Here is a 15822-nt window from a genome sequence, read left to right as displayed (position 1 = left end):
GCGATCGCTTTGAAATGAATGGCCTCTTGATATCAATTTAAAACCTTAAAGATTCCCATAACTGCTCCTAAATTTATCAGAATGATATACAACGTAAATGGTGAAAATCTTGTGGCGCGGGCATCTTGCTTCTTGTGGCGCAGGCATCTTGCCTGCATAGCCCGATGGCCTCATAACAGTAGAAAACACTGTAAGTTAATGAATCCTCAACATTTAAAAAACTGGTTTGCTAAGTGCTGCGATCGTACCTCATAACAACCGAAAGCGCTGTAATTGTATATTTTAATAATTAGGATTTAAAGTGAATCCCTTCAAATTAAATTTTTCGTATTGGTCAGCTTGAATTATAGTGCTACAGTCAAGTCAAAAATTTCTGCCTGCTCCTCCCCTTCAATTTTTGGATACTATCAGAACAAATTTGTCAATGGTTATAATTGTCTAAGCACTAACACCTGTTCAAAATTAGTTTTTTTGAGATTTATTCATCCGTAGAAAGGGTATAAATTTTTGCATCCTATATTAACGAAAAATAGAAGGTTGTAGCTTTTTCTAAGGAAAATTTCTTATTTTTAAACGCAAGAATAGGACAATAAACTATGTATCTAAATGATACCAAATCGCTGAAATAACGCAAGTACGTGAAATATTTTGTAATAATTAGCCGAAATCAGAGATTTTTTTGATAAGCATAAAAAATAATAATAGTTGATTATATTTTTTTTACTTATACTTTTGCGTTCTTGCGGGAAACTGTTTTTTAATTTTGGTCATAGAAGAAAGCGATCGCAACTTCTGGATTTTAAATAGGGAATCAACAGAATAGGTAATTAATTTTGCATAAGCATTTAAATAGTGAGAAATAGAAGCTGTAAGCATTTCCTGCCGAATGCTTACTAGAAGCTTATGAAAGTTATAGCGCTGTGCGCAGGCAACAGGCAACAGGCAACAGGCAATAGGGGGAATAAATTGCCGACAATATAAGACTTTTAGCTATTTGGCCCCTACTGTAATTTGTAAATATACCAGCGCTCATTGCTATATATGAGTTTTTTAGTGCAGTAGAAAATCCATACGAAAAACTTTGGCACAGAATATACAATTAATTTTGCATAAGCACTTAAAGTAACAATTTCTAGCTTACCGAAAAATTAGAAAACTGTCGCACAAAAGGCGAACGAAAAGCCAAAACAATATCGGCTTTTGGCACACCTAAATCTAATAATTGTTGAGCAATTCCTTGCTCGGTAAAATCTTGCTGAATCCAAAATTTGTCATCTTTAATATCAACATGAATAGAACAACCATAATCCCGTTGTTCATTTTGCCAACGTAAAGAAATTAAGAGATAGTGATTTCTTTCCGAATCTAAAATCAGTTGTGTTTCATATTGTGAATCTTGAGTATGATATTGATAGTGTTCTTTAACTATTTGCGTGACAATTTCCGGATAATTTAATCGCTCCATAAAACAATTACCTCTTTTGAAGGATTGAAAATTAATAATTTAACTTGATAGGTACTTACAGAAAGTTTAATAAAAGGGTCATTTCAGTTATCAGTTATCAGTACCTAGTAGCTGTTGCATCGGGATAGCTGATAGCTAATAGCTGACGGCTGTTTGCGCAGCATTCCGGAGGAAATGCTTACTAAGAAATTGACCAAGAGCAGTATGAAATTCTGCCAAGGGTGACATTGACAAAAAACTTTTAATTTATACTGCTATTATTTGACCATCTTTTTCTGCACCAATAGATCGTTCGCCACCTATATCAATGTATAAAGATATTTTAGTGCTAGGCTTAATAAATAGAGGATCGTCCGTAATTTTCCAACCATCTTTGATTAAAGCTGATGTAACAGCATGATGAAAAAAGTCTTTAGCTGGCATAACTTTAAAATAAATCTAATTTAATTAAATAACAAAATCCTCACTAATTACAGCTTCACCTAACACTAATTGTACCGTAAATTCTTCCCCTAACTCTCCAGTAAATTGAGATTGAATAATATTATCTGCACTTCTAGCTGTAACTTCTTGAAAAACTTCATTTTCACTTAAAACAATAAGTTTAAAATTAGGAGGAAGATAAACATCATCCCCAGTCGGATAAACCCGTAAAGTTATTTCCACTTCAGGAGAATCATCATCTTCTCGTACTAAATTTACCAGTAAAACTACAGCATGACTTAATAGATCGGCTCGTAAATCAATAAGTTTTGCATTTTTAATTCCGATAGTTCTAACTAATTCTAATTGTGAAGGAGTTAATAATTCATTTGCTGCTTGCCATCCAGTAGTTAAAATATTATCAAACCATTGAGTTAAATTAATCTGAATTGGTATGATTTCTACATCTATAATAGGAACACCTAATCTGTCTGAAAGTAAACCTTGTTGATACAAAGATTCTATTTGCTTGCAAGCAGATTGAGAACCTTTTAAATGCAAAATTATACTACCCATTTTAATTTCTACTACCCTAAGATAAGGGCATCCTGTTATCGCTCTCACTTTGTTCTCAATTTCTAACAATTGTTTTGCTGAAACATCATCAGGTATTCTAATTAATAAACTTCTTTCTTTTTCAAAATTAGGAGGTTGAGGCTGTTTTCTATATTGAGAATTAAATAAATGAAAAATGATATCTTGAGGATTACCAATTTCTTGTTTAAGTAATTTTTGTAAGCAAAAATGAATCCCTTTTTTCCTTTTGTCATTACTTAGTTTAGTTCTGAGAGAATCAACTGATGAAATATCTTCCAGTTCAGCCACCATATCTGGAAGTTTTTTTCCTAGTAATACCATTAATAAATACTGCTTGTGAAATTTGCTTAAGCCTTCTCCCTTTGACCAGTCGTTTCTAATTTTTTCTAGGTCAACAATTAAATTATTAACATTCCAACTAGCTTGAGCTTCAGCATAAAAGTTTTAATTAACTAAATCTTGAATAAATTTATAATTACTTGCAGCTTGATTCATATAATTTACCTCGCAACGATTTTTTTGATGATAGTCATAATTTTACCATTGTTATTAATAATGACCGTTAGTGAGGAATAATTTCCATTATCAATTCAGCCACTAAAGTATTAATTGTGAGGCAAAAAAAAGTTTTCTTGAGCTTCACTAGGAAAATCTAATTTAGTTATTGAAAAAATCATCCAGGCGATCGCTTACTTCCGATCGCCCATACCAAGAAAAAACAGGAGGAATTTAGATATGTCTGCATCTGAAATTGTTATGCACCGGATGTTTGCTGATGTTGTTGCCTACTATCACCCCTTTGCTGAATATCTCGGCTATCAAGAGGCCACAGATGGATTTATTATCTGTTATGAAGGGACGAATGGTCAACAATATATGGCAATAGATATAGAAGGAAATGTCCTTGGAGATACGACGATGGGAACAACGAGAACAGTTGGAGTTTTCGCGGCGGGAGTTGCAATTCTTGATGCTCTGTTGGGAGGCTCTTCTTCCTAATTTTCTTCATCAAGATATTGGTTATATCATGTCCGTTTATATCGTTTGTGTAAACCCAAGGGTGAATATCTACAGGAAATAATGGTTTTTTTCTTGCGAGGGTAGCCTTCCTTCCTCTTCCCTCTTCCTTCTTTCTTCTTCCTTACCTTTGCTATACAAGACCGATGCTACCGGACATGATATTAAATGGCAAAGTATTTACAACTTTGCCTACATTTTGGCATAACACCTCGGTTTTTATTGTCAAAGTTGTGGGTATCATACCAAATTGATAAATGTTTGTTACAAATAGTTAGGGTATTTATTCTATTTAAGGGGACGCGATGACACGGTGAAACTCTATCTCCGCGTCTCCGTGTCTTTCACTCTCCGTGTCCTCAAGAACCCGCGTCCCCCACTCCCCATCTCCATATCATACCTCGCTCTCCTTTGCTAAAGCATTCACTGCTGCAGCTGCGATCGCGCTGCCTCCACGTCTTCCATGGACAGTAATAAATGGAACACCTCGACTATTTGCTGCCAGTTCAGCTTTTGATTCCGCTGCACCCACAAATCCCACAGGAAAGCCCAAAATCAAGGCAGGTTTTGCCATTCCCTCATCTAGCATTTCTAGTAAGTGAAACAATGCCGTCGGTGCATTGCCAATAGCAACAACAGAATTATTGCTCAGAGATTTCCATAATTCTATCGCTGTTGCAGAACGAGTATTGTTAATTCGTCTAGCCATTTCAGGCACTTCTGGATGATTAAGAGTACAAATCACTTCATTATTAGCTGGCAACCGATGGCGTATAATTCCATTAGCTACCATTTGAGAATCACACAGAATTGGCGCACCATCAATTAATGCAGCACGTCCTACTTTGACTGCATCTTCAGAAGCAACTAAATCTTCTACAATATCTGTCATACCGCAGGCGTGAATCAGCCTAACTGCAACATGAGCTAAATCTTGAGAAAATCTTTCTAGGTTGACTTCAGAGCGAATAATGGCAAAAGATTTGCGGTAAATTTCTTCGCCATTGCGAATGTAATCAATCATTTTCCTGTAAATAAAATGTCAAGTATTTTAGACCTCTCCGGAAAAGAGGGAGTAGGGAGTAGGGAGTAGGGAGTAGGGGAAAAGAATTGATGATTTATGCGTATGGGATTGATTTGATTTTTGATGATCGCCAGATGTCTTTTCTACTGAAGAGAAAGAGACTGGATATATTTCATTTTCGGCATTGGTAAAAAGAGGTATGATATCATGTCCCGATCAGAGTGAGATATAACTCCGTGACCTTGACGCGACTAAAAATTTTCTCCTTCTACTCCTGTTTCTTCTTATTTCTTCCCTCCTGACTTCTAGATATCTCCAAAAATTGAAAATAAAATCAATTATTATCCATAAATTATCAATTATTCTTATTTTTTATCTCTTTTATGGAAATTTCTTCTGACTCCTAAAGAATAAATATTAAGATCATACACTAATTTACCAACACTTCATTTTCTCCTTCATTGCCCACTATCTCTTCATTATTAGACGTCAGAATGATTTCAAAGATGGCTCCTTGAGGTTGGTTGCTTTTAACACAAATTTTGTCTCCATGTGCCTCAACAACCATTTTGCAAAAGGCTAAACCCAATCCTATTTGGGAAACGCCAGACATCATAGTTCCAACCTCGTATTTCTCAAAAATCTTTTGTTGCAATTGTTCTGGAACACCCGGGCCGCAGTCTACCACCTGAATTATGCAATCTTCACAGAGGAATTCTAAACTCACGATAATTTGACTGTTATGTGGGGAAAACTTAATAGCATTTGAGATAAGGTTATCCAACACTCTATGATAGAGGGTAGCATCAATATTAATTTTTTTACAGGGAACTTTTGGGAGTTGACTAACTAGAGACTGATTTTTTTGATTGGCGATCGCTTCAAAGTTTGAGACGGCAGATTCGATCACACTTGATATATCGACCTTTGTGCAATTGAGACGAATTTGCCCAGATTCTAGTAAAGCCATGTTTAACAAATCATCAATTAATACTTGTAATGTTTGTGCTGATGAATAAACTTGATTTAGTTTAATATTTTGCTTATCTTGAGGATAATTAGGATTTTTCAATAATTCTAAGCCAAACAAAATAATAGTCAAAGGATTTCGTAAATCGTGAACAACCATTTTGACCATGTCTTCCCGTAATTTGAGCATAGTTTGCAAGTTATCATACTGCTGCTTAATTCGTAGCATGGATCTAACTCTTGCCCTCAGCTCAATTGCATTAACGGGTTTACTGATGAAATCGTCAGCTCCAGCATTTATACAATTTGCCAGGTCTGACTTTGCACTTAATGCCGTCACCATAATAATTGGAACAGCCTGCCATTCTGACATGGCTTTAATTTGCCGACAAACTTCAATACCATCAATTCCCGGCATCATCACATCAAGTAAAATTAAGTCTGGGTTGTAGGTTTCTAGGTTGGCGAGTCCCTCTTCACCACTGGCAGCATAATACAACTCATAGTCTTGGTCACTCAAAAGAGCTTCAATCACATCAAAATTATTGGGTTCATCATCAATCACTAAAATAGACGGTAAATTCATTTATTTTGTGTTTAAAAGTTTTTGAATCGTGGTTGTCAACTGTTTTAGTCTAACAGGTTTGCTCAAATAATCATTAGCTCCAGCAGCCAGACAACGTTCTCGATCGCCTACCATTGCTAGAGCAGTTAGTGCTACTATCGGCACATCGACCAAGTTAGGAATACGACGAATCTCCTCCATGGCCTGGAGGCCATCTACCTTTGGCATTGAAATGTCCATTAGAATCAGATCGGGGTTTTCCGACTGAGCGAGAGTAATTGCTTCCTCTCCATTCTCAGCCAGCAAAATTCGATAGCCTTTAGCTCTCAGATAGCTCGAAACTGTACTAATATTTACTTTGTTATCTTCTGCCAGCATAATTAATGGTGATATATGGTGTTGAGGCTGAATAAATTCAATGCCAGGTTTAGGCTGCACTTTCAACCCTTCGCAGTTGTCTATGATCAAAGTGTAAGGAAGATCTATGGTAAAGCAACTACCAATTCCTATCTCACTGGTGACTCCCACTTGCCCGCCATGATGCTCAACAATACGTTTCACTAAAGCAAGTCCTAAGCCTGTCCCTTGATAGTGGCGATTCAGAGAACTATCAATTTGAACAAAAGGCTGAAATATTTTTTTGAGGTTTTGTTTAGCAATGCCAATGCCAGTATCAACAACAGCAATTCGTAGGAATTTTTTGAATTTATTGGCCTCTGGATCGAATTGCTGGCGATTGACCTGGACTTCCAGGGAAATACGGCCCCCATCTGGGGTAAATTTGACAGCATTATTAAGTAGGTTAATTAAGACTTGGCGGATGCGTCGTTCATCCACGAATAACTCAGGCAGGTACTGGGGCAGTTTCATTTCTAGTTTAATGCGTTTCTTTTCGGCAAGTTGTTTGATGAAGCCTAAACTAGCTTGGCAGAGAGAAGAAACTGTAGTGAGTGAAAAGTTTAGCTCTAGCTGACCTGATTCAATTTTTGCAACATCCAGAACATCGTTAATGAGTTCTAATAGATGGTTTCCACTGCTCTCAACTGTTTGTAGAGCTTTCTTTTGTTGCTCATTAACACTGCCAAATATCTTTTCTTGCAGCCCCTCTGTGATGCCAAGAATTGCGTTTAGGGGAGTACGGAGTTCGTGACTCATGTTGGCTAGAAATTGGCTCTTGGCCCTGTTTGCTTCCTCTGCAGTTTGCTTTGCTTGTTCTGCAGTTTGCTTTGCTTGCTCTAATGACAAGACTTTTAGGGCAACTTCTTTTTCTAGGTTTTGAGTCAGCTTTCTTAACTGCAAATGAGTTTTAACTCTGGCGAGGACTTCTTGCTGTTGAAATGGCTTAGTAATGTAATCTACTGCCCCTAGCTCAAAACTTTTAATTTTGCTTTCTGTATCTGATATAGCTGTGATAAAAATTACAGGGATATTGCAAGTAGTATGATTGGATTTGAGTTTTTGACAGATTTCAAAGCCATCCATGTCAGGCATTGTGATGTCTAATAAAATTAAATCTGGTAACTTCTGCTCTAGTTGTTCAAAAGCTAGTTTTCCAGCGTTGGCGATCGCCACATCATATCCTACTGCACTAAGTGTTTCTGAAAGAATATCTAAATTAGCTAGTATATCATCAACGATTAAAATAGTTCCTGTTTGTTTTACTGATTTTTTATTCATGGCTTGGGAGAGTTTAAAGACTGTTTAAAATTAAGGTGTTTTTAAATTAATATTTCAATTTTTTCTGTTTGAAATTGCTTTACCAGTTGTGAAATTTTCTGGGTAATATCATGTCTGGAGGAATTGGACATCTCCAGAAAAGAGGGAGTAGGCAGTAGGCAGTAGGCAGTAGGGAGAAATAATTGATAACTTCTGTGTGAGAATTGATTTTATTTTTGATTTTTGGAGATATCTATTGGACATCAAAAAAATCTTGAATCGCTATAACTACTTAATCTTTTTGATTTTCTTTTCTCCTGTAGTCAAACTACCGACGGGGACCCTACCTAATTACTCCAGTCAGATAGCGACCGCTCTTTTGTCTAATGTTTTCAGCCATTTTTGCTAGTTTGAGTAGTAAGCCATCCAATGAAGTGTGTCCTACATTCTGGAGAGGCTATATGCAGAAATAATTCGGCACAGTAGGCACCCTGTAGGAGACCTCAAAATTACACACTCGCTTCTGACTTCTGACTTCTGACTTCGTTAACACCTCCTGCATTTAAGCTTGTTTGTCAATCTATTTGATAAGGGATGAATCTTTGCAGAAGAGGTAACCCATCTTTGAGTCCCACTTTTTCTCAGACTATAATTCCAATGGGCAGATATGTAACACCCCTCATACCCCCAAACCCTCACACCCCTCATGCCTCTCACACCCCCAGGGCTAATTCCAAAGCACAAATATGCAATGTCTGATACCGAAGCAGATGAGATAGTTACAGTTACATATTTCAGAGCATTATCATTGTGTGAAAGTTTCAGCATTTCAAAGCTGTCGATCGCAGGCATCTGTATACCAGTTATCATCAGATCGGATATTTGTTGTTTAGGTTTAGTGAATACTTCCTGAAATCCCCAAAAGTGGTCCCGAAGAATAGGTACTGCCAGGATAGATAGAATTCCTTGGAAGTGTCGCAGCACTCTTTCTATTTCTATAGAATTTATTATTATACCTAAAATTTGCTTTTTTGGGGAGATCATATTATCCCAACAAGGTATAATTTTTGGATAGAGAAGATTTTGCAGCTTGAGATTGTCAATTTCTGGCTGTAGGCCCTTAACGACCAAATCCCAACTTTGACTGCTAGCAGGTTCCCTAGTATCAGGATGAAAATGATTTGGGAAAATATAGACCCGTGAGTGGCTTTGATTAACTATTGATGGTTTTTTCATTATTTATCCTTTTTGACAGTTAACAGTTCTTGAATAGTATTTGCTAATTTTTGCATTTTAACGGGTTTGCTTAAGTAATTATTAGCTCCAGCAGCTAGACAATGTTCGCAATCGCCTTCCATAGCTAAAGCAGTCATGGCAATAATCGGAATATCTACCAAGTTTAGATCGTGACGAATATGTTTGATAGCTTCCAACCCATCCATTCCAGGCATCTGAATATCCATTAAAATCAAATCGGGGTTTTCTGACTGGGCAAGAGCAATTGCCTCTTCTCCAGTTTTTGCCACAATAAGGCGATAATTTTTTGCTCTCAAGTAGCTCAAAACTGTAGTGATATTTGCGTCATTGTCTTCTGCTAGTAATATTAACGGGGTGGATGTATTCTCGTCTGACTGAATAGGTTTGATCATAGTTTCAGGGTTAGTTTCTGATTCAATAGAATAAGGTACTGTCGCAGAGTAAGGAATATCCATCGTAAAACAACTGCCCACCCCGATTTCACTATTAACTCCCACTTGCCCACCATGAAGTTCTACAATACGCTTCACCAAGGTCAGCCCTAAACCTGTCCCATTATATTCACGATTCAGGGCACTATCAATTTGAATAAAGGGCTGAAATAATTTTTTGATATTCTCTGGAGTGATGCCGATACCTGTATCAAGAACGGCAATTTGGATATAGTTTTGTTTAGGAACATCAGCAACATCTGGGTTCAAAGGGCGTTGTTTCAGGCTAGCACTGAGAGTAACACGCCCCCCATTTCGAGTAAATTTGACAGCATTATTGAGTAGATTAATCAATGCTTGGCGGATACGTCGCTCATCGACTAATATAATGGGCAAATCGGTTGGCAGTTGAGTTTTTAGATGAATATGTTTTTTAAGGGCTAGTTGTTTAACAAAGGCTATACTAGATTGACAAAGATGATATATTGAGACTTGGGTGTAGTCAAGTTCTATACAACCTGATTCTATTTTGGCGACATCCAGAATGTCATTAATCAACTCTAGTAAATGAGAGCCACTGTCTTCAATAGTTTGTAATGCTTTGAATTGTTGCTCATCGATCTTGCCAAACACTTCCTCTTGGAGCGCCTCGCTCATACCTAAGATAGCATTGAGGGGAGTACGGAGTTCGTGGCTCATACTGGCTAGAAATTCGTCTTTAAGGCGAGTGGCGCGGGCAAGTTCCTCGTTGGTTTGTTTCAGTGTTGCTTCTGCTTTCTTACGTTCGGTAATATCTAAGGCAGTGCCAAACAGGCGAATTACTTCTCCGTCTACATTTCGTTCGATTGCTGTACGTCCTTCATGGTAGTGAGTGGAGCCATCGGGATAGACGATCCGATAGTCAATTTTGTAAGGATTTCCATTAGCGATCGCCGATTTAAACTGCTCTTGTACTAATGTGAGGTCATCAGGATGAATCATCTGAAAATATTCTGCATAAGAAGGTTCTGGTAGATTTGGGCTGAGTCCAAACATCCGAAAAAGTTCTTTTGACCAGGTAAGTTTTTGAGTTTTGACATCAAACTCCCAATTCCCAATATGAGCAACTCGTTGTGCCTCAACCAAAGCTGCCTCACTCTTGGAAAGCTTTTCTTCAGCTTGTTTGCGTTCTGTAATATCACGACATACACAGATTAATAACCCATCCTCTGTTAGGGTGAGCGATAGTCCTTCGGCAAAGGTAGAGCCATCTTTGCGAGTACCTATAGCTTCTCCTTGCCAGGAACGATCCTCTTTTAATAGTGGAAAAATTTCCTGCTCAAATCTTTGGTTTTCCTCTGGAGAATAGAAAAAGCTCCAGGTTTTGCCTTCAATTTCTGCTGCACTTTGATAACCAAACAAATTCACATGAGCTTGGTTGACATATAGATATCTGTTTTCTTGAAGAATACCTATGCCATCAATTGCTGCCTCAACTGCAGCAAGTTGTTGTTTCAAGGCTGATTCTGCCTGTTTGCGAGTAGTAATATCTTGATATACTCCTAAAATACCGATAATTTCTCCATCAAGGCTATAGAGAGGAACTTTGTGGGTTTCCAAAAATTTTTGATTACCATCAGCTTGTAACTGGGATTCAATAATTTCATGTTTAGCCAAACCAGACTCCATAACTTCCAGATCGTCAGCACGATAAGCGGTGGCCTGTGTATTACTCCAGGGTAGGTCATAATCAGTTTTGTCAAGAATTGCTTCTGAGCTAGACAAACCGACTACTTCAGCAAAATTTTGATTACAGCCTAAGTACGATAATTGTCTATCTTTCCAAAAGACATAAAGTGGCAATACATTAAGAACCGTTTGTAAGAATTCTTGAGATTGATGTAGGTCGTTTTCTGCCTGCTTGCGTTCGCTGATATCTCTAACAAAAGTAAAGCGGTATTCTTCACTGTGAAATTTCAAGTAATTAATACCTACTTCTACCGGATAGACACTACCATCTTTGGCTTTATATGTAGATTCGATTGTGAAGTTCTTTTTTCGCTTAACATTTTGCCAATGTTCAATCCAACAGTCATGAGACATATTGGGGTTAATGTCAAACACAGATAAATTTCGTAGCTCTTCTTGAGTGTACCCCAACATGGAACAAGCTGCTTGATTAACATAGTAAAAGCTGCCATCTGAACGCACAAAAAATACTCCTTCTGCTGCAAAGTCTACTGCTGACTGGGTCATCATCAGGGCTTTGTCTGCTGCTTTGCGTTCGCTGATATCTCGTAAAATCCTCTGGATAATTTTTTCACCGTTAATATCAATCACAGAAGCTGAAACATCAACGGGAACTATATTACCATCTTTGCGGAGAAAATTAATATCCACAATTTGGCAATACTTTTGATTAGCTATATTCTTATATGCTGTGATTACTCGTGACAATTCTTCTGGTGGGTGTAGCTGAGTAAAATGCATAGAGGTAATTTCTGTAGAAGTGTAGCCCAACAGTTGTTCAAATTTATAGTTAGCTTCCAGTAAATTTCCTTGCCGATCTGCCAACAAAATAGCATCGCTAGCTCCATCCATGAGGGCACGATAGCGGGTTTCTCGCTCCTGTAGTTTGACTGTGCGCTCTTTTACTTTAGTTTCTAGTTTTTGATTAAGTTCTTCTAGTAATGTTGTTGCCCGTTGACGTTCTAACTCTGCAGCAGCACGAGATGCAAAAACCCGTAGAATTTGTTCGGCTCGCTCTGGATCTGGAATGATCTGTTGATTTAGGATACACAAATCGCCAATTGTATTGCCATTACTATCTCGTAAGGCAATGCCCAAATAACTCTCTGCTGCCATATCTACCAAGTCTAAATCTTCAGGAAACTCTTGTTGCACTAAATTTTTACAGAAATATTTTCCGTCTCGCAATGTTCGTCCACATGGGGTTTTTGCTGGATGGTAAGAAGTTGTTGTTTGCAAAGCACCGTTTGCCCAAAGAGCTAGAACCTGAAGCCGATCTTCAACCCATTCACTCACTATAACATAGGAGACATTCAGAGCTTCTGCAATGTGTCTTACTAAGGCTGGGAAAAAGTCCTTACCAGTGGTGCCAGCAGTCCCCTCAACCAAGTTTTGTAGAGCAATTTCCGCTTTTTTGCGACCGCTAATGTCAATATCTACACAATACATTTCTGGCTCGCCTTCTGAGTTAGTGATTATCATGTGGTTAGAGAAGACTGTAACTCTAGAAGCATCTTTGCATCTTAAGTTGAATTCCCCTGATAATACTAGCTCTCTATTAGCAAAAAATTTATCTGTAAAATCGATCTCCCTCTCTCTCTTTTCTGAAGGAATTATCAGATCTTCAAGTTTCTGACCGATCGCCTCTGTTTTTGTATATCCATAAAGGTCTTCACTTGCATTATTCCAGTAAATTACCTGACGGTGGCGATCGTATCCTTGAACCGCAATTTTAGGAGTTGATTCAAAAAGTCGGCGAAATCGCTGTTCGCTTTGCTTCAAGCCTATTTCAGCCTGTTTGCGAGCGCTAATATCTGTGATAGTGCCTACATACCCAACTACTATTCCATCAGCATTTCGTTCAGCAACTGCCTGTGCATAGACCCAATTTATCGTACCATCTGGTTGCATCAAGCGACATTCAAGCTGGAATTGACTACTCTCTAAAACAAATTTCTGCCATTCAGCGACAACCCAGTCAAACTCTTCAGGATGTATTATTTGTCGCCATCCATCTTTCATAGCCATTTCTGCAGATAGTCCACTGATCAGAGAGTAGCGCTCGTTGACGTATGTGAAGCGTCCCATAGCATCAGAGCGAAAAATTCCCACCGGAGCTGCCATTGCCAGAGATGCGTAGCGCTGCTCGCTCTGTTGCAGACTAAATTCAGCTTGCTTGCGGATGCTGATGTCTGCGAAACTGCCAAGTCCTCCAACATAATTTCCCAATTCGTCTAAAATTCTGTTCCCAGAGACCTTTGCCCACACGTCGCTTCCATCTTTGTGCTGAAATTTAAATTCGCGTTGTTTGTCAATTCCTTGATGACGATGCTCTATATTTTGTGTAGCAATGGCAATGCCTGCCCGGTCCATGAAATCAAAAAGAGATTTTCCGAGCATTTCATCTATTTTATAGCCTAACATTTCAGCCATTTTGAGATTGACAAAGCTGATTCTGTCCTGGGTATCTGTGGCCCATATCCCCTCATTAGATACTTTAACTAGGGTAAAGTAGCGTTGTTCACTTTCTTGCAGGCGTGCTTCAACTTTCTTTCGTTTTTGTAGTTCGGCCTGGTATTTTTCGTATATAACGGCTTGCTGAATAGCAACTGCTAGCTGTATTGATAATGTTTGCAGAAGTTCCACCTCTTCCGATCGCCACTGACGAGGATAATGACTTTCGGAGACATTGAGTATGCCCCACAACTCATTGCCACACAGCAGTGGCACCAAGATTTTAGCTCGTGTTTGTAAGCGGGTAAGCATTTCTCTCTCAGGGTCTGACATTTGTGTGGTATGAGTATCTGAAACTATGCTAACCCAACCCGAGCTATATATACTTGAGTACGATTTTAACCAGTTATTATCGATATGTTCCCCGACAAGGGACAGTGACGAGTTAGTGGACTCTGCCACAACTATACTTTGCCAGTCATTTTCAAACTTCCAGATATTAACGCGATCGCAATCTAGTACTTGCCTTATTTGTTCTACAGTTGTCTTTAGTATATTTTGTAGGCTCGGAGACGCTCTGATTTGTGTGGCCAATTCTAAGAGTAACTTTTCCTGTTTGGCCTTAGCCTGGAGAGCTACAGTTTTGCTTTCCACCTGTTGCTCTAGTTCAACGATGCGATTTTCTAGCAAGGCTACTTTCTGTACTTCTGATCTTGCCACCTTTCTTTCCACCACGTCTACTAGGTTGTATAGTTCTCGTTGGCTAAGTGTTCCCAGCAAATTAGTTTGAGTGACAATACCCAATAGCTCCCCTTGCTCTCCCACCACCATGAGCTGATGGATTAAATGCTGCTCCATTATTTGCTGCACTTTAGAGAGAGAGTCTTCTTGTTTGACTGCAAAAACTTGCCTACTCATTACTATTTCAGCAGTGTAGGATTCCAGGTTCAACCCTAATGCTTGAAATTTTACCAGATCCCGCTCAGTTATTATCCCCACTGGCATTTTTAGGTTTTTTTTGTGGCGATATTCTGATTTTACGACTGCGATGGAACTAACGCAGTTTTCTGCCATCTTTTGGGCGATTTCCTGCATTGAGTTATCAGGGGTAGCACAAATCACATTACAGTTCATTGCCTCAGTTACCTGACGCAACTGCAATAAATTCATTGGCCGGCAGATTTGTCTTAGTGTTTCCTGCGTGACAATTCCCACTAGATGTTTTTGCTCATCCAAGATAGGTAAATGACGAATGTGATTTTGCTGGAGCAGGTTAATGGCACAAAACAAATCGTTGAATTCAGACTCACTCATGGTGACAATAGGAGATACCATCACTTGTCGTGCTACTAAACAATCTAAGGATTGCTGCTGGGCACTTAGGCGTACTATATCTCTGTCCGCAATCGTACCTATTGCCTGTCCATTTTCTACAACTATTACACAGCTTGACAGTGCTTCTAAGTAGAATTCATCTAGTTGATTCTGCAGTGTTATTGTAGTGTTACAGCACAATCGGACATCACTCATTTTAGCGATTACATCTGCAATAATTGTATCAGGTGATACAATTATTGGTTGTCTAATAATAGCTGACTTTAGTTCCAGTGGGGTAATAGCATTAACGTTAGAAGTCACTTCTAGAAAGTTTTGGGAATTTAAATTATATGTAATATCAAGTTGCACTGATTAATCATAGTATAACTAAAGATGAAAAAGATGACATACTCGTCAAGAGTCATCTTAAAGATGACTAAAATATGGCTAATTTATTATGGCTAACTAATGAGACTTGATATAACTAAATCAATATCAATCTGCATTTGTGATGCAGACGTATAAGTTTTATTTACTTATACCTCATAATTCATTTTTTGTCAAAAGAAACTCAAAATTTTCGATATGTTTGCTTCCTCTTCTGGGAGCAGCAGGGGAGGGTCCCCTACTGAGCAAAACGTAGAAAAGTTTCAGCCGAAAAAGTATAAGTCCCCCACGCTTATTTGAAAAAGCGCGTGGTGTACCTTTTATTTCTGGGGGATTAGAATCCTCTCACTATAGAACCCATTTGATAGCTATATAATTATGGTATTCAAGTCTTTTCGCACATCAATTTTGACAAAAAATCTGAAGAAGGAGTGTGGAATTTTTTGTATTATCTCTCCCCAGATATTCCCTCTTACTGAAAAATCGTGGGTATGCGCCTCCCCTTTTAAGGGGATAAAAAGCGGTCGAGGGA

General features: G+C 38.3%; 9 protein-coding genes. 1 reads left to right on the top strand and 8 read right to left on the bottom strand.

The features are described 5' to 3' along the window. Nucleotides 1–1132: 1132 nt before the first annotated feature. From AC3DU7_RS08145 to AC3DU7_RS08135, 3 genes are all read right to left on the bottom strand, one after another. A complete protein-coding gene (locus AC3DU7_RS08145; protein WP_488038850.1) occupies nt 1133–1465 on the bottom strand; it encodes a XisI protein in 333 nt (110 codons plus the stop codon). Nucleotides 1466–1711: 246 nt separating this feature from the next. Continuing rightward, nucleotides 1712–1888, bottom strand: a complete 177-nt coding sequence (locus tag AC3DU7_RS08140) for an element excision factor XisH family protein (RefSeq protein ID WP_488038849.1) — start codon at nt 1886–1888, stop codon at nt 1712–1714. Between the two features lie 24 nt (nt 1889–1912). Beyond that, nucleotides 1913–2806 carry a DUF1822 family protein gene (locus AC3DU7_RS08135; protein WP_488038848.1) on the bottom strand — a complete coding sequence of 298 codons (894 nt, stop codon included), beginning with the start codon at nt 2804–2806 and terminating at the stop codon, nt 1913–1915. 414 nt (nt 2807–3220) lie between these two features. Here AC3DU7_RS08135 and AC3DU7_RS08130 point away from each other — a divergent pair, with 414 nt between their 5' ends. Next, entirely contained in the window at nt 3221–3484 is a 264-nt protein-coding gene (locus tag AC3DU7_RS08130; protein ID WP_488038847.1) for a hypothetical protein, read from the top strand. A 412-nt stretch (nt 3485–3896) separates the two neighbouring features. Here the strand turns inward: AC3DU7_RS08130 and AC3DU7_RS08125 are convergent, their stop codons facing one another. The 5 genes from AC3DU7_RS08125 to AC3DU7_RS08105 all read right to left on the bottom strand — a co-directional run bounded on the left by AC3DU7_RS08125 (nt 3897) and on the right by AC3DU7_RS08105 (nt 15272). Next, on the bottom strand, nt 3897–4526 hold the full coding sequence (locus AC3DU7_RS08125; RefSeq protein WP_488038846.1) for a precorrin-8X methylmutase: 630 nt from the start codon (nt 4524–4526) through the stop codon (nt 3897–3899). Nucleotides 4527–4956: 430 nt separating this feature from the next. Further along, entirely contained in the window at nt 4957–6081 is a 1125-nt protein-coding gene (locus AC3DU7_RS08120; RefSeq protein ID WP_488038845.1) for a hybrid sensor histidine kinase/response regulator, read from the bottom strand. Then, the gene (locus AC3DU7_RS08115) at nt 6082–7737 is read right to left on the bottom strand and encodes a response regulator (RefSeq protein WP_488038844.1); all 1656 of its coding nucleotides are present in this window, start codon (nt 7735–7737) and stop codon (nt 6082–6084) included. A 525-nt stretch (nt 7738–8262) separates the two neighbouring features. After that, a complete protein-coding gene (locus tag AC3DU7_RS08110) occupies nt 8263–8952 on the bottom strand; it encodes a response regulator (RefSeq protein ID WP_488038843.1) in 690 nt (229 codons plus the stop codon). Further along, a complete protein-coding gene (locus tag AC3DU7_RS08105) occupies nt 8952–15272 on the bottom strand; it encodes a PAS domain S-box protein (protein WP_488038842.1) in 6321 nt (2106 codons plus the stop codon). The genes AC3DU7_RS08110 and AC3DU7_RS08105 overlap by 1 nt, the downstream gene beginning before the upstream one ends. Nucleotides 15273–15822: the final 550 nt, after the last annotated feature.

It is taken from the genome of Okeania sp. (assembly GCF_983059655.1).
Note: the sequence above shows the minus strand (reverse complement) of the source record. Positions and strands in the feature narration are given on the sequence as shown.